This is a genomic window from Marinomonas primoryensis, from assembly GCF_013372285.1.
Taxonomy (GTDB): domain Bacteria; phylum Pseudomonadota; class Gammaproteobacteria; order Pseudomonadales; family Marinomonadaceae; genus Marinomonas; species Marinomonas primoryensis.
The window spans coordinates 2,624,466-2,648,716 of sequence record NZ_CP054301.1; the positions used below are offsets into that span (position 1 = coordinate 2,624,466).

The following is a 24,251-nucleotide window of genomic DNA, read 5'->3' on the forward strand; positions in this document are numbered from 1 at the left end:
TAATCAAGCAAGATGACAAAAAAGTGATTGTTCAATTTTATTTTGATATGTGATATGGAAAATCAGGCATAAAAAAGACAAGTCAGGCAACCATGTCTGACTTGTCTTTTAAACGCTAGAACAAACGTTACACCTTAAATTTATCCAAAGATTTCGCTTGTTGAGTGGTGATTTCCACCATGGTTTCACACAATGCAGATTGCTCCGTAGCGGCATCTGAAACCGACTGGCTTATATCACGTATGTTCGTGGTATTGCGATTGATCTCATTAGACGTCGCACTTTGCTCTTCGGCGGCGGCAGCAATTTGTACTGTCATATCATTAATTTCATTGATACTTGCACGAATAGCATGCAATGAATCTTTCGCTTGGTTGGCGATAAGCTGCGTTGAATTCGCATTTTCTCGACTTTCAAGGATAACTTTTTCAGCACCTCGTACGCCCGTTTGCAGTTGCTGAATCATTTTTTTAATTTGCTCTGTCGACTCTTGTGTCTTCGAAGCAAGTGTTCTCACTTCATCGGCAACAACCGCAAAGCCTCGACCTTGTTCACCGGCACGAGCCGCTTCAATGGCTGCGTTCAATGCCAACAAGTTCGTTTGATCCGCGATGGCCGTAATAACCGTCAGAATGGATTCTATATTGTCACTGTAACCCACTAAGTCATTAATGGTGTTGACAACATTGCCCATTTGATCGGTTAACTGAGCAATGGATGCGGTGGTACGCTCCACAACCGCTTCGCCTTCTTTTGCTGCAGTATCCGCCTGATTCGCACGGCTCGCCGCGGTTTGAGCATTATCTGCCACATCATGAGCCGTTGCAGACATTTGATGCATCGCCGTTGCTAATTGATCCAGTTCATTTAGTTGAGTATATAACTCTGCAGAAGAACGGGCAGAAGACGCCGCTGTTTTATCTGTATTAGCACGAACACTCAATGAGCGTCCTTTCACTTCACTGATTAAATGCTGTAGGTAACCAACAAACTGATTAAACTCACCAGACACAGCACCAAATTCATCGTTACTGGTAATGTCTAGTCGTTTTGTTAAGTCACCTTCACCGCCATTAATTTCTTGTAAAGATTCATGCAATGCACGCAGCGGTTGCAGCAAACGAGTCACCATGAAATACAAGACAACCGATACCAACAGGGTCGCAATTAATGTGCCCCAAAACGCAATCCAGCCAAACTCGCGTACACTTGCAAATAATTTGCCTTCGTCCAATACAACACCAACATACCAGTCAGCACCATACAAATTTGGCAATGGGCTGAAGGACACAAATACAGATGTGCCATCTTTAAGTTGGTTTTCAACTAAACTCGTTTTCAAAGCAGACACACTGCCTTGAAGCAAGTTCGATACAGACTTTCCGTTTAAATCTGCATTAGGGTGGCTAATGATTTTGCCAGATTTATTTAATAAGAACGCATAGCCAGTGTCATTAAAGTTCAAAGTGTTAACAGCATTGGAAACCGTTTCAAGGCTTAAGTCTCCGCCAAACGCCCCTTTAAAAGTGCCTTTATCTCTGAAAGTAGCCACAACAGAAATGAGGATTTCTCCGGTTGTCGAGTCAGGATAAGGGTCCGTTAATACGGTTTGTTTATGCTGTTGAGCTAAGCCATACCAAGGCCGCTTACGAGCATCCCATCCAGTTGGATTCCAACTTGGATCATTGGTAATTCGAGACCCACCTGCATCTAGTCCACCAAAAAGCAACAAAAACTCATTTTTATAAAGCGGCAGATCAAACGCTTTTTGAATTGTTTCCATACTGTAATTAGCATCAACCGTTTGAGAGACTGTCTCAATCAAATCCATTTTGCCTTTAAGCCAATGATCCACTTGTAAAGCCAACGCCTTACTCGTTTCTTGTGTACTGATATCCGTTTTTTCATAGAGTGCTGTTCTAAGGTTGCTGTACTGCAGCCATGAGTATGCAGTAAATGCTAAAGCAACTACCACAGAAGCGCATAACACTACTTTATGAGATACCTTCATTGTTCCAATACCCTATTTAAAAATTTAAAAACGCGACTTCACTCATTAATGTTAGTCTGATTTTTTATTACTACCACTAAAAAGTGTAACTTAACCAATTCCGGCGAATTTATAACACCAGAGTACAAAGCGCTATCTTTAACGCGTTGTTTTTTGTAGCGGCCTTATTTTCATAAAAAAAACCCGCAATCCTTTGGGATTACGGGTTTGGTTGTTGGTCACACTAGGAGGTTAGACTAGATCAAAGCGATCCAGCTCCATTACTTTTGTCCATGCTTGCACGAAATCCTTCACAAAGCGTTCTTGTGAATCGGAACAAGCGTACACTTCCGCAATAGCACGAAGTTGCGAATTCGAGCCAAAGACCAAATCGACACGAGTAGCTGTCCATTTAATAGCCCCCGTACTCCGGTCTCTGCCTTCAAACGCGTCTTCATCACTTGAAACAGAATTCCACTTGGTATCCATATCGAGCAAGTTTACAAAGAAGTCATTCGATAATGTTTCTGGTTGATTCGTCAAAACACCCTGTTGTGACTGTCCGACGTTAGCACCTAATACACGTAAACCACCAACAAGTACCGTCATCTCTGGCGCTGACAACGTCAGTAGCTGCGCTCGATCCAACAATATTTCTTCTGTGCTGATCGTGTACTTACCTTTTTGATAATTACGGAAACCATCCGCTATAGGCTCAAGCACATCAAACGACTCTACGTCTGTTTGTTCCTGAGTCGCATCTGTTCGGCCCGGCGTGAAAGGAACAGTGATGACGGTACCCGCCGCTTTCGCCGCTTTTTCAATACTTACAGAACCTGCTAACACGATCAAATCAGCAAGAGACACTTGCGTTGTAGAACCACGATTAAACTCAACCTTGATCGCGTCAAGTGAACTCAAAACACTCGCCAGTAGCTCTGGCTGATTCACGTCCCAATCCTTTTGTGGCGCAAGACGAAGACGTGCACCATTTGCCCCACCGCGCATATCAGAACCGCGGTAAGTAGAAGCGGATGCCCAAGCCGTCGATACCAACTGAGCGACAGACAAACCAGAATTTGCAAGCTTTTCTTTAAGAACCGCAATATCTTGTTCCGTCACCAATTCATGTGTTGTTGCGGGAATCGGATCTTGCCAAATAAGTTCCTCTTGAGGAACTAAAGGCCCTAGATAACGAGAGACCGGCCCCATGTCACGATGAGTCAATTTGTACCAAGCACGAGCAAAAGCGTCTGCTAATTGATCTGGGTTTTCATGAAAACGCTTTGAGATTGGTGCATAAATTGGATCGTCTCGTAATGCTAAATCCGACGTAAACATCATGGGTGCATGTCGTTTCGTTGCATCATGAGCATCTGGCACACTGTTAGATCCAGCAGTGCCTTTTGGCGCCCACTGCCAAGCACCCGCGGGGCTCTTAGTTAGTTCCCACTCGTAGTCAAATAGGTTATCAAAGAAACCGTTATCCCATTTAATTGGGTTTTTCGTCCAAGCACCTTCAAGACCACTACTAATAGTATCAACACCATTACCCGTGCCTTGAGTATTGTTCCAGCCAAAACCTTGTTCAGTTAAGCCCGATGCTTCTGGGTCATTACCAACTTGACCGGCATCACCGGCACCGTGTGCCTTGCCGAATGTGTGACCACCTGCAATTAAAGCAACTGTTTCTTCGTCGTTCATCGCCATTCTGGCGAACGTATCACGAATATCACGAGCAGACGCCAACGTATCTGGTTTGCCATCTGGCCCTTCTGGGTTAACGTAGATCAAGCCCATTTGTACGGCAGCCAAAGGATTTTCTAAGTCACGTTCACCGGAGTAACGGCTATTCTTACCGCCACTTTCTTCTAACCAAACGCCTTCTGAACCCCAATAAATATCTTCCTCTGGTTGCCACACATCAACTCGACCACCGGCAAATCCAAAAGTTTTGAATCCCATCGATTCGAGAGCGCAATTACCAGCAAGAATCATCAAATCAGCCCAAGATATTTTACGGCCATATTTTTGCTTAATAGGCCAAAGCAGACGACGCGCTTTGTCCAAGTTGACGTTATCTGGCCAGCTATTTAGTGGTGCAAAACGTTGTGTTCCTGATGTCGCTCCACCACGCCCATCGGCGGTACGATAAGTACCGGCGCTATGCCAAGCCATACGAATAAAAAACGGTCCATAATGGCCATAATCTGCTGGCCACCAATCTTGTGAATCCGTCATTAGCGTATGAAGATCTTGCTGAATAGCGTTTAAATCAAGACTTTTAAACTCTTCAGCGTAATCAAAATCCTCACCCATTGGATTAGATTTAGCTGAATGTTGATGAAGAACATTTAAATTCAACTGATTTGGCCACCAGTCTTTGTTAGAGTTACCACGTCCTGCAGACTGACTAGAATCAGCAGCTCCATGGTTAAAAGGACATTTACCTTCATTCGACATAATCTTCTCTCCTACTTGTGACTTAGAACACTTTATTCTTGAGTGACTATAGTTATAGACTTAAAAAATACAAGTAACCAATAAATAAAAACTAAGAGCACCATAGGCAACATATCACTCACTGCTAATGCCTCTTCATGATGCACTCAAGGCAGAAGTAAACCGTCATCGCCTATAAATTCAACTCCGCCAATCCAGTCAAGTATTGTGTAAAGCGCATAAACATTTACTGAAATTATTCGTCATATCGCCTCAAATAACCTTGATAAAAACATTTGGCTAACTATTGGTTCATTAGTTGCTTATAAACCTAGTAAGCTATTTTGGCTTATTCATCATGGGAGACGACTATGACGCAATCAGATTATCCATTAATTGAAGTACCCAAAAGTAAACGCCGAGGTTTATTACCAATGGCGTTTATTCTACTTGGATTTACCTTCTTTACCGCTACTATGTGGGCTGGCGGAACATTAGGCACGGCTTTTTCTTTTTTCGAATTGCTCTTAGTTATTTTGGTCGGCAACTTGCTGCTCGGCACTTACGCTTCTTGTTTGGCTTTTATCGCTTATAAAAGTGGTCTAAACAGCGTACTCATGGGACGTTTTTGCTTCGGAGAAATTGGCAGTAAACTGTCAGACTTTATTCTTGGTTTCACTCAAATTGGCTGGTATGCGTGGGGAACGGCGACACTTGCCATTGTTTTGGTCAAGGTAACAGGTACTCCAGACGCTTGGCAAACGCCCTTAATGGTTTTATTCGGCATGGCGTTCTGTATTACCGCCATGATTGGCTTTCGCGGTATGGACATGCTGTCGCGGGTAGCGGTTCCCGCCATGCTTATTTTTATCTTGATCAGTCTTTACACTGGACTAGTCGATGTAGGCGGTGTGTCTGTTTTATTCGGTATTGAACCGACTCAAAGTTTAAGTTTCACTGCCGCCATTACCATTGTTATTGGAACGTTTGTCAGCGGTGCCACTCAAGCAACCAACTGGAGCCGATTTGCTAAGAGTGGCAAAATCGCAATATGGGCAACCATGGCCGCATTCTTCATCGGTAATGGATTAATGGTATTAACCGGCGCTCTTGGCACATTAATCTATCAACAAGCCGACATTGTTGATGTCATGCTGGCGCAAGGTTTTGTCGTGCTAGCTGTACTTATGTTGTTTCTGAATATTTGGACAACTCAAGACAATACAATTTATAATTTTGCTGTTGCGGGCTGTAACCTGCTTCGTACTGACAAACGTCGAACCATTACCGTCATTGGAGCCGCCATCGGGACGACAATGGCTGTCTTTGGCATGTATAACTTCTTGATTCCTTTTCTAGTTTTACTGGGGACCTTTATTCCACCCATCGGCGGTGTGATCATGGCCGATTTCTGGCTGCGCCATAAAGGCCAATATCCATTATTGGCAAACGCTCAGTTACCAGATTTTAACTGGATTGGACTTGGGTCTTACGCTATTGCTTCCGCTGCAGCTTATGCTTCTCCTATCATGCCGCCTATCGTTGGCGTTTTGATGGCTATGGTGTCATACGGTATTTTATCTTTTCTGGCTTTTCGCAAAACAGCCAAAGCGCTAGACGCTCAGTGAGTATTTGTTGCGCAGACATCCCCCGCTTACCAGGGCTAGAAAGCATTACCTTTCGAGCAGGATTAACCGGAGGCCAACGTATTGTGCGTTGGCCTTATGTCGCTGAAAACGATTCTATTCAAGCTTGGATCAGCGGTGGCGAACTGGTTTTTATTACAGGAATAAATCATTGTCGTACCGAACAAAACCTCTGTCTACTCGTTCAAGAAGCGGTAAACAGTAACGTCGCAGGGATGGTCATTTTGACTGGCCCTGAGTTTATTCAGTACATTCCCAACAGCGTATTAGAACTTGCCAATAAACACCAACTTCCTGTATTAGAACAGCCTTATAGCTTGAAAATGGTCTTGGTAACCGAGGTCATCAGTAACGCCATAGTGCAAGATAACTTACTAGGTAAATCGGTTAAGCTATTTTTAACAAAACTCATTAATGGCTTTGATCAAGCACCTGAGTTGATTCATTTACGTGCTGGGGATCTGGGCATTAGTGATACGAATCCTTTCGCCACTTTCGCGGTAAGAATCAGTCATCTCGATCAAAATATAAAAGACTCAAATCATCAGTTGCTACACTTGCACCATGAACTGGAACAGCATTTAGGCAGTATACTAAAACGCAGAGACATTGACTGGCCGGTTCTGACTTACGAAAAAGACCTTTTGGCGATATGGCCCGTCTCTGAAGACACCACAGAACTCTATGACGAATTAGAACAAGTACTGAACTTGCTACAAAAACAGTTTCCACTGCTGGTGTTATGCATTGGTGTAAGCGAGAGAAAAACAGGTTTAGACAAGCTAGCCGATGCAACAGAGCAAGCTCGTCAAGCATTGCAATTTGCAGTCAAACATCAGCATCAACGTATATTTTTCTATGAACAGTTAGGCATTGCCCGCTTGTATGCGGCTATTCCAAACCGCGGTTTATTATCGGACTTTTGCAAACAACATTTAGGGGAATTGTGTTTTGCACGCGACACCTCCACACTGGAAATGAAGTCCACTCTAAACCATTATTTCAACCACTTTGGACACCAACAACAAACTGCAGATGCAATGGGCATTCACAGGAACACATTAAGTTATCGCCTAAACAGAATTGAACAACGTCTAGGCTATTCTTTACAAGATTCTTTTTTACGGCTCAACTTACAAAATGCCCTACTGATTGAACAGATATTGTTTCACCATCACGATATTGAAGAACAAGCCAATACACTTATCAGCCCCAACGATTGAGGTTTTTTATGCATATTATTAACGCCCGTTTACGTCAACAAGCTGAATTATTCACCTTAAAAATTGAAAACGGCCATTTCACTAAAATCGAAAAACAAGACAATACTTTAGCCGTCACTAATGATGAATTTGATGCAGAAGGAAATCTTGCCTGTGCCCCCTTTGTTGAACCACATATTCATCTCGATGCTGCGTTAACGGCGGGTGAACCGGAGTGGAATCAAAGCGGCACCTTATTCGAAGGTATTGAGCGCTGGAGCCAACGCAAACCGATGCTGAATGAAGCAGACATTCGCAAGCGCGCCCTATCCACCATAGAACTATTGGTTCAAAACGGCGTACAAGCCATTCGAACCCATGCCGATACGACAGATCCAACCTTGATTGGTGTTCGTACTTTATGTGCATTACGAGACGAGCTAAAAGATAAAATAGACATACAAGTCGTCGCTTTCCCACAAGATGGCATGCTGTCCTACCCCAATGGCTTAGCACTGATGGAAGAAGCCTTAAAAATAGGCGCCGATGTTGTAGGTGGTATTCCACACTTTGAATACACACGTGAATTGGGTGAAAAGTCCGTCAAACTAATCTTGGAATTAGCGATAAAATATGATCGCCTAGTTGATGTACATTGTGACGAAATCGATGATCCGAATTCTCGGTTTTTAGAGTTTCTCGCCTGTGAAGCACTGTTTCACGATATGGGATCACGCGTCACTGCAAGCCACACAACCGCCATGCATTCTTACGATAACGCTTATTGTTCGAAACTGTTCCGTTTATTAAAAAATTCAGGCATTAACTTTATTTCCTGCCCAACCGAAAGCATTCACTTACAAGGCCGATTTGATACTTACCCAAAACGTCGTGGCGTTACTCGTGTTAAAGAATTACGCGAAGCCAATATCAACGTCTGTTTAGGTCAAGATTCTATCTTCGATCCTTGGTACTCACTAGGCAATGGAAAACTACTGCGCACCTTAGATTTTGCATTGCATATCTGCCAAATGATGGGCTATCAAGATTACGCCAAAGCGTTAGACATGATTACAGACAACAGTGCTAAAACAATGTGCCTAACAGGCTATGGTATAGAAATCGGTAATCCTGCGAATTTCATCTTACTGGAAGGACACGACGACTACAGTGTTGTGCGTCGGCAAGGTGACGTATTGCTGTCAGTGCGTCACGGCGAAATCATCATGCAACGACAACCTGCGCACGTTATGACTAAACCTTGGATTACCACTGTGCCAAATTGGTAAATAAGCCAAAAACAACTTTATCGCCAATCTTAATAAAGATGTTCAAAAGGGAATACGGCTGTATAAATAGGTTGATCAGGATAAGAGCTTTTCGTCTTTTCATACAGCAGGACAAAAAACACCCTAATATTAAAGGCGTTAATACCTTAAAAAATACAAAGTATTTAAAAATACTCTATTTCAATGAAATAAAACCGCACTTAATCATTAAATGATCAATATTTTTTGCGGTAATAAACATCCTTTCCTAAACTGTACTTTACCTTACAAAATACGAACAAAAGGACTGTGTATGCGTATCCACTCTATTCGAATCAAGATGATGCTACCGATCATCTTTCTCTCCGTTATTTTAATCGCTTTATTTGCCTTTATGGTGTTTATGAGCGGCATACAAAAAAGTGCAATGAAAGTACAAGCTGAGCATTACTTTGAAGCCATCTCAGAAGTTCTTAATGCCGATAGAGATATTTATCAAGCTAGACTAGCGCAAGAAAAAATGCTCACTGGAGAAGGAACGTTTGAAAGTAATGAAACCGACTTTAGAGAAAATGCCCAACAAGTGTTTGATCGTTTCCAGCTCTACAGGAAATTTCTTCAAAATGAACCCAAAGAGCTCCTAAGCCCATTCGAATCCTTTGATTCGCTTTACAGTGAATGGATTACTGCAAGTGAAGTACTCTTGGACTCGTCCAAAAATGGCATTCAGTTTTCTAAAAGCGTTAACAGTTTGGATGAAAAATTCCTAACTATCAGACATATATTAGATGAAGCAGGAGAAAACCTTCGGGATCATACAAGAAAGATAAAGGACAGCCTGACCTCCACGTCTGAACTCAACAATTATATAGAAGCGATGTCTGAAGTGTTAAATGCAGACAGAGATATTTATCAAGCACGATTGGCACAACAAAAAATCATCACCGGTGACGGGGATCTCGAAGAAAACAAAGAAATCTTCAAAATTAATACAGCGCAATCACTAGATAGATTTCATAATTATCGTAGCCTTCTAAACAATCCGGAGCTGACTAAGGATTATGCAAACTTCGATTTACTATTTAATGAATGGCTCCAAGAAAGCCTAAAACAACTTAACTCATCTGCCGCACAAAACCACGCAAAACTACCACAAGAATTTATCATTGCTGACCAAAAATTTTCACAGATAAGAGAAATACTTGATATTGCTGGAGAATCCGTAAGAAACCATTCTCGTCTAATGGAAATCCAAACTGAAAACAGCATCGCACTCAATCAAGAAATAGCAATGGTCATTATTATTATCGCTTTTGTGATTGCACTATTTTTTGGTTATTTCATCCCTTTAAAAATCACGCGAAATGTTGAAAGTATGTCTCTTAGAATCCGTGAAATCGCAGAAGGTGATGGCGATCTAACGCAGCGAATTAACTCTAGTACAAAAGATGAACTGGGAGACCTCGCCAAAGAATTTGACAATTTTGTAGAACAACTACGTAAAATCATCAATAACATACACACCCAATCAAACGCATTAGGGGCCATGACAACAGACTTAAAAAGCGCCTCAGAAGACACCAATAATATCACTCATGCTTTAGTCAATGCCTCAGCATCTATGATCAGCGCAGGGCATGAAATGAATTCCTCCAATCAAAAAATAGCGAAAGTAGCAACAGACACAGCAACAGAGGCCGAAACATCCAGCCAGTTGACAGAGCAAGGTATTCAAGCTGTAAATACATCACATAAAGCCATTTCAAGTTTGATTAACGATATTGAAGAGTCACTAAGCAGAGCCGCCGACTTAGAAGAAAGTTCAGAAGCCATCAGCTCAGTATTAGAAGTTATTAGGAATATAGCCGAGCAAACCAATTTACTTGCGCTAAATGCTGCCATTGAAGCCGCTAGAGCAGGAGAGCAAGGCCGCGGATTCGCAGTTGTTGCAGATGAAGTCAGGACACTGGCCACTCGAACTCAAAGCAGCACAGATGAAATTGAAACCATCATTGTGCGTTTGAAAATTAATGTTCAAGAGTCTTCAATGTCTACACAAAACAGTCGAAAGAATGCAGACAATACCGCCTCGAATTTCGATAGTGTTATCAATATTTTTGATTCACTGAATAAGTCGTTCGGAAAAGTACAAATAATGGCATCACAAACAGCACAAGCGACTCATGAACAGGCCTCTCTTGCCCATGATATTAATCAAAATTTAGGGCTGCTAAAAGAACAAACGGATGGGGTTAAAAATGTATCCAGTGTCATTAATAATCAATCCACACAAATAACCGAACTTTATAAAACCCTAAACAAAGAGGTTGGACGGTTTAAAGTGTAGTACTACGTTAAGCTAAACAACGCCGAGTATAAACAAACCTACGACTCGGCGTTGTAATCACGATGATAGAAAAAAAAAAGAGCTAGAAGGTTTAATATTCCAAACAGTGTTACGAAAGGTTCACTATTCATGATCTAAGTTTAGCTATAAGTAGACCAAACTTTGCGGTTTTCCATTCGAAAACGCGACAACATTTTCAAAGGCGATCTTAAAATAAAGCTCATAGCTGGATTTTTCTACATAACCAATATGTGGTGTACAGAGCACATTTGGCAGCGATAACAAAGGCACGCTATCAAGATTAGCAGGCTCTGCTTCAAATACATCAACCGCCGCACTTTTGGATGGACTGGACAACATCTCATGGTACAAAGCCCCACTTTCCACCAATTCCGCACGACTGATATTCACAAACAACGCATCAGACTTCATTTGTGCTAAATCGTCCCTAGTCACACACGCTGTAGTGGCTTCATGCAGCCTTAAATGCAAAGAAATAATATCGGCGGTTTGAAAGAATTCAGCTTTCGATTGCGCCGCTGAAAAACCGTGTTCTTGCGCCAACATTCTGGAAGTTTCACTTCCCCAAACAAGAACTTTCATACCAAATACTTTCGCGTATTGAGCAATACGCTGACCAATTTTACCGTACCCCCAAATACCCAATACAGACCCATTCAACACCCGACCTAGACCTAAAGTACCGGATTGTTGCCATAGTCCCTTTGAAAAATTATCAGCGTACGCAGGAATGTGCCGACTCGCAGCCATGATAAGCCCCCAGCATAATTCAGAAGGGGCAACAGGAGAACCAACGCCCTCCGACACGGCAACACCATATTGGTGGCAAAGCTTGGCATCAATATGATTACTGACCTTTCCTGTTTGACTAATCAGCTTTAAGTTAGGCAATCGAGACAGTAATTCCTCAGTAATTACCGTGCGTTCACGGATCAAAACAAGGACATCAAAATCCTTTAGATTCGCGACTAAGTCGTCGGTATTTGTAAAGGTATCATTAAATATATGTACTTCATGAGCGTTTAAAATAGGAAAACACGCTAGTTTTTTTACAACGTTTTGATAATCATCTAATACCGCTATTTTCACGAAACGACCCCCTTTAGCCAATTTTGTTGTCACTTGTAGAATGACTCTCATCATCTGACAAGAACACAGAAAACACCAGCGCAAAAAAAAGCCCCGCACAAGGCGGGGCAAAGACAGAGATTTTAATTTGCTGTTCTAAAGCAAGGAGGCACATAACTTCATGCGCTTAGTTCAACCTTTTTTACACACGTTCGAACACGGTTGCGATACCTTGGCCCATACCAATACACATGGTAGCAAGACCAATGGTGGCGTCTTTTTCACGCATCACGTTAAGCAAGGTCGTGGAGATACGCGTACCAGAACAACCTAATGGGTGTCCAAGGGCGATTGCGCCACCATTTAAGTTTACTTTCTGATCGACTAGATCAATCAATTTTAAGTCTTTCAACACTGGAATAGATTGCGCTGCGAAGGCTTCGTTTAGCTCGACAATGTCTATGTCATCTATTGTTAAACCGGCACGTTTAAGTGCTTTCTTCGTCGCTGGAACCGGCCCATAACCCATGATCGCAGGATCACAGCCAGCAACAGCCATGCTGCGTACTTTGGCAATCGGAGTGAGACCCAGTTCTTCCGCTTTTTTCGCAGACATCATCAGCATCGCAGACGCACCGTCAGACAAGGCAGAAGAAGTACCTGCTGTGACCGTACCGACTTTAGGCATGAAAACAGGTTTTAATGCCGCTAACGATTCCATAGACGTCTCTGGGCGAATCACTTCGTCCACTTCGACTAGGATTTTATTGCCTTCAGCATCATGGCCTTCAATAGAAACGAGTTCGTTATTGAAACGTCCTTGAAGCGTTGCTTCATAAGCAAGACGGTGAGATCGCACCGCGAATTCGTCTTGCGCTTCACGACTAACGCCGTGCATTTTACCTAGCATTTCCGCCGTTACACCCATCATCATGGACGCTTTAGCCATGTGTTTGGACAACGCAGGGTTTACGTCAACGCCATGCATCATGCCTACGTGGCCCATGTGTTCAACACCACCGACCACGAATACATCACCTTGACCTGTCATAATCGCTTGCGCTGCGGTGTGAATCGCCGACATAGACGAACCACATAAACGGTTTACTGTTTGCGCTGCGGTTGTGATTGGCAACCCAGCCAACAAGGACACAGCACGTGCCATGTTGAAACCCTGTTCTAGAGTCTGGTTAACACAACCCCAGATCAAATCTTCTACGTCTTTTGGATCGACATCTGGATTACGCTTAAACAAGGCTTTCACTAGCCCTGCCGATAAATTTTCAGCTCGAACATTGCGAAAAACACCGTTTTTCGTTTTACCCATCGGTGAGCGAACTGCGTCGATAATCACGACATCATTTGGATTCAGTTTCATGGAAATTCTCCTCTAGCCTCTGGGAAATTATGCGCTGTAATAGGTTTCATTGTTTTTCGCCATCTCACGCATTTTCGCGGTCGGCTCGTACAATTTACCTAAGTGGCTGTATTTGTCTGCAAGGTCACAAAATGCCTGCAGTCCCATTTGGTCTAGGTAGTGCAATGCACCGCCAAGGTATGGAGGGAAACCAATACCATAAATCAATCCCATGTCTGCTTCCGCTGCTGACGCAACAATGTTTTCTTCTACGCATCGAACAGTCTCGACACAAAGCGGAATCATCATACGAGCAATAATGTCTTCTTCGGTCAATTCAGACTGAGAAGTAACAACAGGGGCCAACAAAGCATTAATTTCTTCATTGAACACTTTTTTCGGCTTACCTCGGCGATCAGGTTCGTAACTATAAAAACCTTTGCCATTTTTCTGGCCAAAACGCTCAAGCTCGAACAAACGATCAACAGCATTTTTGCCTTCATGTTTCATACGATCAGGAAAACCTTCTGCCATCACCTGATCGGCATGGAATGCGGTGTCGACACCAACCACGTCTAATAAGTAAGCAGGGCCCATTGGCCAACCAAATTTCTCCATGGTTTTATCGACCACTTGAAAATCAGCACCTTCTTGCATCATCAAAGAGAAACCGGCGAAGTAAGGAAACAAGACGCGGTTCACAAGGAAACCTGGGCAATCATTCACTACAACTGGGGTTTTGCCCATCGCTTGAGCATACGCAACGGTTTTAGCAATAGCGGCATCACTAGTTTTTTCGCCACGAATGACTTCGACCAAAGGCATACGATGCACAGGGTTGAAGAAATGCATACCACAGAAGTTTTCTGGACGTTTTAAATCTTTTGCTAATTCAGTAATAGAGATCGTTGACGTGTTCGACGTTAAAATCGCATCATCGGCAATCTTCGTTTCCACTTCAGCCAAGACCGATTTCTTGATCTTCACATTTTCAACAACGGCTTCAACCACTAAATCAACATGTTCAAATTCGCCGTAGCTTAATGCTGGAACAATGGCACTCATACCTTTAAAGGCTTTTTCTGTCGTTAAACGCCCACGCTCCACTTGACCATTAAACAGTTTATTCGCTTCACTCAAACCAAGCTCTAATGCCTCGGTGCGAATGTCTTTCATTATGATTGGTGTGCCTTTAGAAGCAGACTGGTAAGCAACACCGCCGCCCATAATACCGGCACCTAATACAGCAGCTCGCTTAACAGGCGTCGCGTTTTTAGCGTATTTTCCTGCTATTTTCTTAATCTGTTGATCACTTAAAAATAGGTTAACCAAAGATTTTGCTACAGGGCCTTTCGCCAGTTTAATAAAACCTTTGATTTCAGTATCAAGGGCTTTTGCCATGTCCTGACTGATGCCTTTTTCTATCGTCTTAATCGCCGCCATTGGTGCAGGGTAATGTTTGCCTGCTTTTGCTCCAACCACACCACGAACCGATTCGAAAATCATCATTTTTTCGATAGGAGAAAATACCATAGGCGCACGCAATTCATCACGGCGTGCATGGTAATCAAGTTTACCGTCAAGTACCTGTTGGATTAAGTGGCGAGCCGAATCGTTGACCTTCGCAGCAGGAACAACGGCATCCACCGCACCATCTTTTAGCGCATCCGCACTGCGTTTCTGAGCACCACCACAAATCCATTCACAAGCATTATCTGGACCGATCAAGCGCGGTAAGCGTACTGTGCCGCCCCAACCCGGATAGATACCCAACTGTGTTTCAGGCAAACCAATTTTTGCGGTTTCAGCCATCACACGATAATCACACGATAAAACCAGCTCCATACCACCACCCAAAGCGATGCCATTAATAGCAGCAACCGTTGGACAAGATAAGTTAGAAATATCATTAAAAATATTATGAGCGTCTTGTAGCTTATCCGCTAAATCTTCGTCATCCAGTTTAAACCATGACGTAAATTCTGTGATATCTGCGCCAACGACGAACACGTCTTTCGCACTCGCAAAAATAACGCCTTTTAGATCGTCCGTATGTTTCAGTATGTCGACGGCTTTCGCTAATTCACCCAAGGTAAGACTATTGAATTTATTAACCGACTCACCGACCAAATCCAGAGTGACCGTTGCCACGCCTGCATCATCGACTGCAACCTTGACTGCTTGTCCTTCGAATATCATGCTGGTCTCCAATTATTTTTATTTTGATTACGGTGGTTTTGACGCACCGTAATCCGGTATTTGAATGTTTTACTTTCTTTCACAGAGTGATTAAAGGCTCTTTTCTAACTCTGGTACGGCATCAAATAGATCCGCAACCAAACCATAATCCGCTACTTGGAAAATAGGCGCTTCTTCATCTTTGTTGATAGCAACAATGACTTTAGAGTCTTTCATACCTGCAAGATGCTGAATTGCACCTGAGATACCTACGGCAATATACAGATCTGGCGCAACCGTTTTACCGGTTTGACCCACTTGTAAATCGTTAGGAACAAAGCCGGCATCAACGGCGGCGCGAGAAGCCCCTATCGCCGCGCCTAATTTGTCTGCAACCCCTTCTAATAGTTTGAAGTTGTCACCGTTGCCCATGCCACGTCCGCCAGAAATAACCACTCTAGCCGCCGTTAACTCTGGACGATCAGATTCAGCCAATTGTTCTTTTACGAAACGGCTACGGTCAGAAACAATCGCTTGTGAAAGCACTTCACGCTCAGCATTACCACCTTCACTTGCAGCTGGATCAAAACCTGTCGTACGGATCGTCAAAACTTTAACCGAATCGCTCGTTTTCACCGTCGCAATAGCATTACCCGCATAAATTGGACGCACAAATGTATCAGGCGACTCAACTTTAATGACATCTGACAACTGCGCCACATTCAATAACGCGGCGACGCGCGGCAACGTATTTTTACCTGTCGTCGTTGCTGGCGCTAATATATGCTTGTAACCACTGGCCACTTCGACGATCAATTTAGAAACATTTTCTGCCAATTGGTGTTCGTAAACAGCATTGTCAGCGACCATAACTTTGGTCACTCCCGCCACTTGGCTTGCTTGCTCAACCACAGTTTGGCATTCAAAACCGACAACCAATAAATGAACGTCAGCATCAATTTGAGTCGCTGCCGTCACCGTATTCAAGGTCGCAGGTTTTAAAGTCTTATTATCATGTTCTGCAATAATTAATACGCTCATGACACCACCTTCGCTTCATTCTTAAGTTTGTCTACCAACTCAGCAACAGAGCCTACTTTAATACCACCCGCACGTTGCGGCGGCGGTGTAACAGAAACAATGCTGACATTAGAGCCAATTTCGACACCGAGATCCGCCGGTGTTTTCACATCCAATGGTTTTTTCTTAGCTTTCATAATATTAGGTAAAGAAGCAAAACGCGGTTCGTTTAAACGTAAATCTGTAGTAATAACAGCAGGAAGCGTGATAGCCAATGTTTGCAAACCACCATCCACTTCACGAGTTACTTGTGCTTCACCGTTTTCAATCACCACTTCAGAAGCAAACGTCGCTTGTGGATAATCTAATAACGCGGCAACCATTTGTCCTGTCTGATTATTATCAGAGTCAATCGCTTGTTTACCCATGATCACTAAATCGGCCGCTTCTTCTTGAGCCACTTTAGCCAATAGTTTAGCCACCGAAAGAGAATCTAAACCGTCTTCCGTGTCTACTTGAATAGCCCGATCTGCACCTAAAGCAAGCGCCGTTCGCAATGTTTCATGGCAGCTTTTAGAACCAACGGAAACCACAACGACTTCTGTCGCCACGCCTTTTTCTTTTAGGCGAATAGCCTCTTCCACTGCGATTTCACAGAAAGGGTTCATAGACATTTTAACGTTGGTCAGATCAACCGCAGTATGATCAGCTTTGACGCGAACTTTGACGTTGTAGTCAATCACTCGTTTTACGGATACTAGGATTTTCATAAGTCCCTCATATATATTATTTTCTTGCTATCTATAGTAGTTTGAGAAGGATTTTCATCAATAACAAAAAAGCGCCAGTTAACTGACAAAAATATTCACCCTTACGCTAAAAAACACCCTGAACAGCGATAAATCACGCGCTTCAGGCGTAAACATCTCCCTGATTCTAGTACGAATCGACTGAAATAAGTAACGCAAAGGTGCATAAAAAAAGACGAATAGTATCGTTGTATGACAGGAATCATAAACAAAAAAGCCTCACACTGAGGTGAGGTTCTTAATAGATGTAAAAATATTACTTATTACGAGACAAGAACTTAGAAAAAGCCTGATGTGCTTCTTTTGAACCTAAGCGATCTTTAAATATACGCCCCTCTCGCATCAATGCCATTTGTACGTCATCCTGACCTCGATATTTAAGTAAATCTTTACTCAATGCCACGGCTTCGACGGGTAAAGCGGCCACTTTTTCAGCATACAATAGAGCTACTTTAAACGCTTCACCCTCTTCACATAAATGGTTAATTAACCCCATTTCATACGCCATCTGCGCATCAACAAACTCACCAAGCACTAATATTTCAAACGCTTTTTGGTGACCAACCAACTGAGGCAGTAAATGGCTTGATGCCGCTTCAGGTACTAGACCTAACTGGACAAAGGGGAACTGTAACCGCGCTTCACGTGAAGCCAACACCAAATCACAATGCAGCAACATGGTCGCGCCAACCCCTACAGCTCGGCCTTCAACACCAGCGATAAGCGGTTTCTTGTAGCCAATTAGAACCTGTAAGAAAGCCATGATGGCTTCCATTTTTTCAGGCTTTTGGGCAATTTGAACAAACTCATTAATGTCATTCCCAGAAGAAAAATCACCACCTAAACCGTAGATCAACGTCACTTTTATATCGGCATTCAGCTCAGCCCGACGAAGTCCATCGGTTAGCGCTTGATACATGTCTAAAGTGATGGCGTTTTTCTTCTCTACTCTATCGAGGTACAAAATCTGCACACCAGACTCGATTTTTTCAGTAACAAAATCACTCACTACTGACACTCCTCAGAAGGTATATGAAGTATTTGTTCATCGACTAACTTACGTACCATTGGGCCATCATCGGCCCAACCATGGCAGCTGTTAACCAATTTAGTCAACGCTATTGGAACTTGCTCTGGGTATTTTTCACCTAACGGTTGCCACATGGTTTGAAACGCAGTCGTTGCAACCACTGGAAAAAGCTCCAAGACATGAGTGCAACCGACCTTACCGCTGAATGTTTCCTTCAGCCAGCGATTCCAACCTGGCCCAATACGCGTACCTTCCAGTGCATTAAAACTGGGAACAGCGCCACCACAACTCGGAAAAGGAAAAGCGTCCATAGAGACAACTACCTCCTTAATCAAGAAGGTGTCATCCAGTGTTAACGTAACGGAAATATCATGAAATGGGCTACCTTCAGGCACCAAACTACCATCAAACTCACGATTCACATGATAAGACTTAAGGTCTTTCATGTTGGCTTCAATATCCCACAAGCCATCATCGCGTAAGAACCCATAGGATTCGATGCAGCGTCGATGCATTAACTTACGCTTAACCTGCGTCATGATTGCTCTCCTGTTACTGGCTAAAAGGCGCTATGAACATGAGACTTAGGCTTGCTCTTCTTCTCGCAAAGCTCGACGCAGTACTTTGCCAACGTTTGTTTTTGGTAATTCCATTCTGATTTCAAAGTACTTAGGCACTTTGTAGGCCGCTAAATGCTCTTTGCAGTAAGCTCTTAATTCTTTTACATCTGGCTTTTCAGCATTCGCTCTTAATACGACAAACGCTTTTACCGCCTCACCCGCTTTGTCATCTGGCACACCAATGGCCGCTGATTCTAGAATCGCTGGATGCGATGAAAGACAATCTTCCACTTCCGTCGGATACACATTAAAGCCTGACACTATGATCATATCCTTTGCGCGATCTACAATTTGTAAATAACCATCTGGATGTTGCATAGCAATATCACCGGTGATTAAAAAACCATCTTCCGTCATGGCTTCACGGGTCGCTTCTTCACGATTCCAGTAACCTTTCATCACCTGAGGACCACGGACACATAACATACCGGACTCGCCTTGCGGCAACGCAGAGCCATCTCTCCCTTGAATTTTAATGTCTGTTTCAGTAACCGGAAGACCAATCGTTCCAATGCGCTCTTTCCCTATTGGATTAAATGACACAACTGGCGATGTTTCGGTCAAGCCATAACCCTCTACAACTTGGCAACCTGTCACTTTTTTCCATTCATTAGCGGCTGCGTGTGTCAGCGGCATACCGCCAGAACATGTGAGCTTAAGGCTTGAAAAGTCTAAGGCACGAAAATCGGCGTTATTACACAGCCCAACAAACAAAGTATTAAGGCCGCAGAAGCCGGTGAAGCGCCATTTTTTAAGCTCTTTAACAAAGCCAGGCAAGTCTCGCGGATTGGGAATAAGAACACTATGAGCACCGCGCTCTAGTAATGTTAAACCATGTATCAAAAATGCATAGATATGATAAAGAGGCAAAGGCGCAATATACACCTCTTCTTTCTCATCAATAATCGAAATTAATCTAGAGCTCAGTTGATACATGTTAGAGATTAAATTTGCGTGCGTAAGCATGGCGCCTTTTGCTACACCCGTTGTACCGCCAGTGTATTGCAATACCGCAACTTCATCCGGTGTACTGTTGACTTTGGCAACCGCCTTTCCTTTGCCTTTAGCCAGCACTTCATTCAGTGTTAGAGCGCTAGGAAGGTGATAAGCAGGCACCATTTTTTTCACATACTTAACAACAAAATTCACCAAAAGGCGTTTTAGTGGCGGATGGAAGTCAGCAATTTCAGTGATAATAAGATGCTTAATTGAGGTTTTTGCGAGAATTTTTTCAACGTTATGCGCCATATTAGCAAACACGACTAACGCTTTTACATTCGCATCGTTGAACTGATGCTCAAGCTCTGTTGCTGTATACAAAGGGTTAGTATTAACAACAATTAAACCGGCCTTTAACGCACCAAACAATACAACAGGGTATTGAATAACATTGGGTAATTGAATCGCAATTCGATCACCTACCTCTAAGTCAGTTTGATGTTGAATATACGCTGCGAATTGATCCGATTTTTCATTTAACTCACGATAAGTAATGGTTTGACCAACACTCGTAAAAGCCGCTCGATCTGCAAAATTTTTCGTTGCTAAAGCCAAGACATCCGTTAAAGACTGATAGCCGTGCGGGTTAAGTGAATCTGGTAAATAACTACCTGGGGCTTTCCCCATGTATAGATTGCTATGAGCAGAAGTATCCATTGTCATATAAAGCTCCTTTGTTTTTTTTATTTAGGAGAATAGGTAAGTACAAAAGCTCAACTACGCAAATTGTAGTTGAGCTTTAAAGCAATTAAGGTTGCAACAATTAAAACCTACAACGGGAAAATTTGAGTTAACTTGGTTGACAACATAATGTCACCCTCTGCTCGAATCTTACCTTGCATGAAAGCCGCCATTCCATCTAATTCACCGCTCATGACTTCTTTGAGTGTGTCTAGGTCCATACTTAACGTCACGGTTGGGTCATCGTTTTCCCCTTCCACCATCACACATTTCCCATCAGCGATGATTAAGTGATAGTTGTCAGCATCGTCTAAGTCAAATTGAAACACTGCCTCCATATCATCCGCTTCATCTGCATCAAAACGACCCAACATAGATTCAAATACCGCTTTTGCTTCGCTCATAATTCTGACCCTTTAATCGGTTTAAAATAACATGTCCATTTCACATGTTTATTCTCGTTATCATTCTTTTCTATTAACGACTAAGCGTTAAGAAATAGAAAGTTATCTTCGTCCATTGCCAATAAATTATCAGCACCAGAAAGCATGGCTTCGGCATGCGCCTTTGTACGAGGCAGCAAACGCTCATAGTAGAAAGTCGCAGTTTGTAATTTCGCCGTATAGAAACCGACTTCATCTGTACCTTCGTCTAGTTTTGTTTGTGCCACCACAGCCATACGCGCCCAGAAATAAGCCAATACAACGTAGCCAGAGAACATCAAATAATCAACAGATGCGGCACCCACTTCGTCTTTGTTGCGCATGGCTTTCATACCAATCTTCATCGTAGCATCTCCCCACTCGCTATTAACTTTGTCTAGCGCAGAGATGTAAGACTTAAGACGCTTATCGCCTTTGTGCTCTTTACAAAACTTATGAATTATTTTGGTGAAACGACGCAAAGTAGCGCCTTGCGTCATCAGTACCTTACGACCTAATAAATCCAACGCCTGAATACCGGTTGTTCCTTCATATAGCATTGAAATACGGCAATCTCGTACGTTTTGCTCCATACCCCATTCGGCAATATAACCGTGTCCACCGAATACTTGCAGTCCTTGGTTCGCTGATTCAAAACCTGTTTCGGTTAAGAAGGCTTTTGCGATCGGTGTAAGTAGAGACATTAATTCATCGGCTTCCGCTTTTTCATCAGCAGAGCCTCTTTTAGTTGTATCTACTAGCATAGAACAATAATGGATCAATGCTCGACCGCCTTCTGAAAACGCTTTTTGCGTCAGCAACATGCGACGTACATCAGGATGAACAATAATAGGATCTGCCGCTTTATCTGGTGCTTTTGGTCCAGACAAAGAACGCATTTGTAGACGATCTTTGGCGTACGCAACGGAGTTTTGCAATGCCCATTCAGCATGAGCCAAACCTTGAAGTGCCGTGCCAATACGTGCTGTATTCATAAAAGTGAACATGCAGTTCAAGCCGCGATTCGCTTCACCAATCAAAAAGCCTTTCGCGCCATCAAAGTTCATCACACACGTTGCATTGCCGTGAATGCCCATTTTATGTTCAATCGAACCACAAGACACTTGATTACGTTCGCCTTTTTCACCTGATTCATCAACACTGAATTTTGGAACAATGAAAAGCGAAATCCCCTTCGTGCCAGCAGGCGCATCCGGTAGACGAGCCAACACGATATGGACAATATTGCCAGCCATATCATGCTCACCAGCAGAGATGAAAATCTTGGTACCTGTAATGGCATAACTACCATCCGCTTGCGGTTCCGCTTTGGTTTTCATCATACCAAGGTCGGTACCACAATGAGATTCGGTCAAACACATAGTGCCTGTCCATTCACCAGATACCAGTTTCGTTAGGTATGTTTGTTTTTGCTCATCCGTACCATGCGATTCAATCGTATTCATCGCACCATGACTCAAACCTGGATACATGCCCCACGACCAGTTAGAGGTGGCGATCATCTCCGTCACCATCATACCAAGTGAGTCAGGGAGGCCTTGTCCGCCTACACTTTCTGGATGAGAAAGAGATGGCCAACCGCCTTCAACATATTGCTGATACGCTTCTTTGAAACCGTCGGGAGTCGTAACTACACCGTCTTTAAACTGACAACCCTGCTGGTCGCCAATACGGTTAAGAGGAGAAAGGACACGCTCAGCAAACTTTGCGCCCTCTTCTAGAATAGCCGCTACCATATCAGGCGTTGCCTCTTCAGCACCGGCTAACTTAGCGTAATGTCCATGAAAATCGAGAACCTCTTCAGTAACAAATTTGATATCGCGCAAGGGCGCTTTATATTCAGGCATGGCCTATGACCTCTTATTGTTTTATTTCATCCGTTCCAATAGGAACTGCTTATGCTAGAAAGGTTCCTCTATAAGCGCTTTTCTCTCAATAACAAAAGGTGCCAAAGTTAATGACAAAATAGACCAAGATAATACATTTACTAGTCACACAAAGAGAATCAGTAAGGCGCCAAGGCATAAAAACCTATCAATTGACCTCATCCATTCTCTGAGAATTGCTTAGAAGCGCTTAAGAAAGAATATCATCACAACGCTGCCGAAGCGCATTAGGCCAATTGCCTTCAATTCCTCCTATGACCTCCATTCGACTGGCTTCATGCCATACAGATGTATTCATAGAAATCTCGCCTCGTGCCACATTCACAAAAACAGCCTTAGTTGAACTAATAACAAACACACCCTTAATTCGATAAACGCCGTCAAGTGACGCTATAAAATGAACGATTGAATTGACCTTTTCTTCATCAAAGCAATGATCACGAGACCAACGCCAACCTAACACCTGCATCGCATCTTGCTGCTTCTGATAATATCGAGTGTCATCGTCCAGTGGTGCTTTCTGTTGCGTATGATGATGAGCGTGGGTGTGGTGCTCAGGTGACTGATGCTCCTCCTCTTTTGGAATATTTGATAGAAACGGCATGTCTTTTAAACCGATATCCAAAGAGTCAATATCAAGCGTCATAGGGTCAGAGAAAAACAGGGTTGGCTTACGTGTTGGTATAGAAAAAGACCCAAAACGAGCCTTTACTAAATCGATATCATCTTGCTGATAACGATTTACATGGCTCAGCACAATGCCATCAGCAGATTCAATTTGATCATTAAAAATGGCATGTTTTGTATAGCGTTCGTCATTTAAATTACGAGCATCTAGCACACAAAAAGCACCCGTTAACAGCAACACATCTTGATAAGCATCACCACGTAACTTCTGAATAATTTGCTTAGGATGACCAAGGCCGGACGGTTCGATGAAAATTCGATCTGGATTGTATTGGCGGATCAGTTGGTTCAATCCTTGCTGAAAGGCGGCAGACGTTGTACAACAAACGCAACCGCCCGGTACCTCGCTAATAGCGACATCTAAATCCGCATAAAAAGCACTGTCCAGCCCAATATCACCAAATTCATTAACCAGTACAGCCCAGCGTTCGTTAGGTGGTGATTGCGTCAATAACTGTCGGATTAATGTGGTTTTACCCGCGCCTAAAAAGCCCGTCACTAACGTGACTTTTATTCCTTGGAAACGCATAAGAAACCTCAAAAATTAAAACATAACA

17 protein-coding genes are annotated in these 24,251 nt (G+C 43.1%); 4 read left to right on the forward strand and 13 right to left on the reverse strand.

Annotation, left to right across the window (positions count from 1 at the left end):
* Positions 1 to 127: 127 nt before the first annotated feature.
* The gene (locus MP3633_RS12145; RefSeq protein WP_176335740.1) at positions 128 to 2,011 is read right to left on the reverse strand and encodes a methyl-accepting chemotaxis protein; all 1,884 of its coding nucleotides are present in this window, start codon (positions 2,009 to 2,011) and stop codon (positions 128 to 130) included.
* 231 nt (positions 2,012 to 2,242) lie between these two features.
* Complete coding sequence (gene katG, locus MP3633_RS12150) at positions 2,243 to 4,453, reverse strand: catalase/peroxidase HPI (RefSeq protein ID WP_176335741.1); 2,211 nt, start codon at positions 4,451 to 4,453, stop codon at positions 2,243 to 2,245.
* Between the two features lie 350 nt (positions 4,454 to 4,803).
* Here katG and codB point away from each other — a divergent pair, with 350 nt between their 5' ends.
* The 4 genes from codB (at position 4,804) to MP3633_RS12170 (ending at position 10,895) form a co-directional block, all read left to right on the forward strand.
* Positions 4,804 to 6,060, forward strand: coding sequence for a cytosine permease (gene codB / locus MP3633_RS12155; RefSeq protein WP_176335742.1), 1,257 nt, complete (start codon positions 4,804 to 4,806; stop codon positions 6,058 to 6,060).
* Positions 6,057 to 7,301 carry a PucR family transcriptional regulator gene (locus MP3633_RS12160; protein WP_176335743.1) on the forward strand — a complete coding sequence of 415 codons (1,245 nt, stop codon included), beginning with the start codon at positions 6,057 to 6,059 and terminating at the stop codon, positions 7,299 to 7,301. The genes codB and MP3633_RS12160 overlap by 4 nt, the downstream gene beginning before the upstream one ends.
* An 8-nt stretch (positions 7,302 to 7,309) precedes the next feature.
* A complete protein-coding gene (codA, locus tag MP3633_RS12165; RefSeq protein WP_176335744.1) occupies positions 7,310 to 8,569 on the forward strand; it encodes a cytosine deaminase in 1,260 nt (419 codons plus the stop codon).
* Between the two features lie 292 nt (positions 8,570 to 8,861).
* The gene (locus tag MP3633_RS12170; protein WP_176335745.1) at positions 8,862 to 10,895 is read left to right on the forward strand and encodes a methyl-accepting chemotaxis protein; all 2,034 of its coding nucleotides are present in this window, start codon (positions 8,862 to 8,864) and stop codon (positions 10,893 to 10,895) included.
* A gap of 144 nt (positions 10,896 to 11,039) precedes the next feature.
* Here the strand turns inward: MP3633_RS12170 and MP3633_RS12175 are convergent, their stop codons facing one another.
* The 11 genes from MP3633_RS12175 to MP3633_RS12225 all read right to left on the reverse strand — a co-directional run bounded on the left by MP3633_RS12175 (position 11,040) and on the right by MP3633_RS12225 (position 24,223).
* Positions 11,040 to 12,005 carry a D-2-hydroxyacid dehydrogenase family protein gene (locus MP3633_RS12175; protein WP_176335746.1) on the reverse strand — a complete coding sequence of 322 codons (966 nt, stop codon included), beginning with the start codon at positions 12,003 to 12,005 and terminating at the stop codon, positions 11,040 to 11,042.
* A 181-nt stretch (positions 12,006 to 12,186) separates the two neighbouring features.
* Complete coding sequence (gene fadA / locus MP3633_RS12180; protein WP_112137830.1) at positions 12,187 to 13,362, reverse strand: acetyl-CoA C-acyltransferase FadA; 1,176 nt, start codon at positions 13,360 to 13,362, stop codon at positions 12,187 to 12,189.
* A 27-nt stretch (positions 13,363 to 13,389) separates the two neighbouring features.
* The gene (fadB, locus tag MP3633_RS12185; RefSeq protein WP_176335747.1) at positions 13,390 to 15,540 is read right to left on the reverse strand and encodes a fatty acid oxidation complex subunit alpha FadB; all 2,151 of its coding nucleotides are present in this window, start codon (positions 15,538 to 15,540) and stop codon (positions 13,390 to 13,392) included.
* A 90-nt stretch (positions 15,541 to 15,630) separates the two neighbouring features.
* Entirely contained in the window at positions 15,631 to 16,560 is a 930-nt protein-coding gene (locus tag MP3633_RS12190) for an electron transfer flavoprotein subunit alpha/FixB family protein (RefSeq protein WP_176335748.1), read from the reverse strand.
* Positions 16,557 to 17,309 carry an electron transfer flavoprotein subunit beta/FixA family protein gene (locus tag MP3633_RS12195; protein ID WP_176335749.1) on the reverse strand — a complete coding sequence of 251 codons (753 nt, stop codon included), beginning with the start codon at positions 17,307 to 17,309 and terminating at the stop codon, positions 16,557 to 16,559. Before MP3633_RS12195 ends, MP3633_RS12190 begins: the two co-directional genes overlap by 4 nt.
* 295 nt (positions 17,310 to 17,604) lie before the next feature.
* Positions 17,605 to 18,357 (reverse strand): enoyl-CoA hydratase-related protein, encoded by a 753-nt coding sequence (locus MP3633_RS12200; protein ID WP_112137824.1) that lies wholly within the window; start codon positions 18,355 to 18,357, stop codon positions 17,605 to 17,607.
* Entirely contained in the window at positions 18,357 to 18,917 is a 561-nt protein-coding gene (locus MP3633_RS12205) for a DUF2889 domain-containing protein (RefSeq protein WP_176335750.1), read from the reverse strand. Before MP3633_RS12205 ends, MP3633_RS12200 begins: the two co-directional genes overlap by 1 nt.
* Before the next feature lie 45 nt (positions 18,918 to 18,962).
* Positions 18,963 to 20,660, reverse strand: a complete 1,698-nt coding sequence (locus MP3633_RS12210; RefSeq protein ID WP_176335751.1) for an AMP-binding protein — start codon at positions 20,658 to 20,660, stop codon at positions 18,963 to 18,965.
* A gap of 107 nt (positions 20,661 to 20,767) precedes the next feature.
* Positions 20,768 to 21,082, reverse strand: a complete 315-nt coding sequence (locus tag MP3633_RS12215) for an SCP2 sterol-binding domain-containing protein (protein ID WP_112137819.1) — start codon at positions 21,080 to 21,082, stop codon at positions 20,768 to 20,770.
* A gap of 80 nt (positions 21,083 to 21,162) precedes the next feature.
* Positions 21,163 to 22,968, reverse strand: coding sequence for an acyl-CoA dehydrogenase C-terminal domain-containing protein (locus MP3633_RS12220; protein ID WP_176335752.1), 1,806 nt, complete (start codon positions 22,966 to 22,968; stop codon positions 21,163 to 21,165).
* A gap of 229 nt (positions 22,969 to 23,197) precedes the next feature.
* Complete coding sequence (locus tag MP3633_RS12225; protein ID WP_176335753.1) at positions 23,198 to 24,223, reverse strand: CobW family GTP-binding protein; 1,026 nt, start codon at positions 24,221 to 24,223, stop codon at positions 23,198 to 23,200.
* Positions 24,224 to 24,251 lie beyond the last annotated feature (28 nt).

What these genes read in the sequence shown, in the direction of transcription:
- MP3633_RS12145 (WP_176335740.1), bottom strand. Translation starts at nt 2,011, where the DNA reads ATGAAGGTATCTCATAAAGTAGTGTTATGCGCTTCTGTGGTAGTTGCT.
- katG (WP_176335741.1), bottom strand. Translation starts at nt 4,453, where the DNA reads ATGTCGAATGAAGGTAAATGTCCTTTTAACCATGGAGCTGCTGATTCT.
- codB (WP_176335742.1), top strand. Translation starts at nt 4,804, where the DNA reads ATGACGCAATCAGATTATCCATTAATTGAAGTACCCAAAAGTAAACGC.
- codA (WP_176335744.1), top strand. Translation starts at nt 7,310, where the DNA reads ATGCATATTATTAACGCCCGTTTACGTCAACAAGCTGAATTATTCACC.
- MP3633_RS12170 (WP_176335745.1), top strand. Translation starts at nt 8,862, where the DNA reads ATGCGTATCCACTCTATTCGAATCAAGATGATGCTACCGATCATCTTT.
- fadA (WP_112137830.1), bottom strand. Translation starts at nt 13,362, where the DNA reads ATGAAACTGAATCCAAATGATGTCGTGATTATCGACGCAGTTCGCTCA.
- fadB (WP_176335747.1), bottom strand. Translation starts at nt 15,540, where the DNA reads ATGATATTCGAAGGACAAGCAGTCAAGGTTGCAGTCGATGATGCAGGC.
- MP3633_RS12190 (WP_176335748.1), bottom strand. Translation starts at nt 16,560, where the DNA reads ATGAGCGTATTAATTATTGCAGAACATGATAATAAGACTTTAAAACCT.
- MP3633_RS12195 (WP_176335749.1), bottom strand. Translation starts at nt 17,309, where the DNA reads ATGAAAATCCTAGTATCCGTAAAACGAGTGATTGACTACAACGTCAAA.
- MP3633_RS12205 (WP_176335750.1), bottom strand. Translation starts at nt 18,917, where the DNA reads ATGACGCAGGTTAAGCGTAAGTTAATGCATCGACGCTGCATCGAATCC.
- MP3633_RS12210 (WP_176335751.1), bottom strand. Translation starts at nt 20,660, where the DNA reads ATGACAATGGATACTTCTGCTCATAGCAATCTATACATGGGGAAAGCC.
- MP3633_RS12215 (WP_112137819.1), bottom strand. Translation starts at nt 21,082, where the DNA reads ATGAGCGAAGCAAAAGCGGTATTTGAATCTATGTTGGGTCGTTTTGAT.
- MP3633_RS12220 (WP_176335752.1), bottom strand. Translation starts at nt 22,968, where the DNA reads ATGCCTGAATATAAAGCGCCCTTGCGCGATATCAAATTTGTTACTGAA.
- MP3633_RS12225 (WP_176335753.1), bottom strand. Translation starts at nt 24,223, where the DNA reads ATGCGTTTCCAAGGAATAAAAGTCACGTTAGTGACGGGCTTTTTAGGC.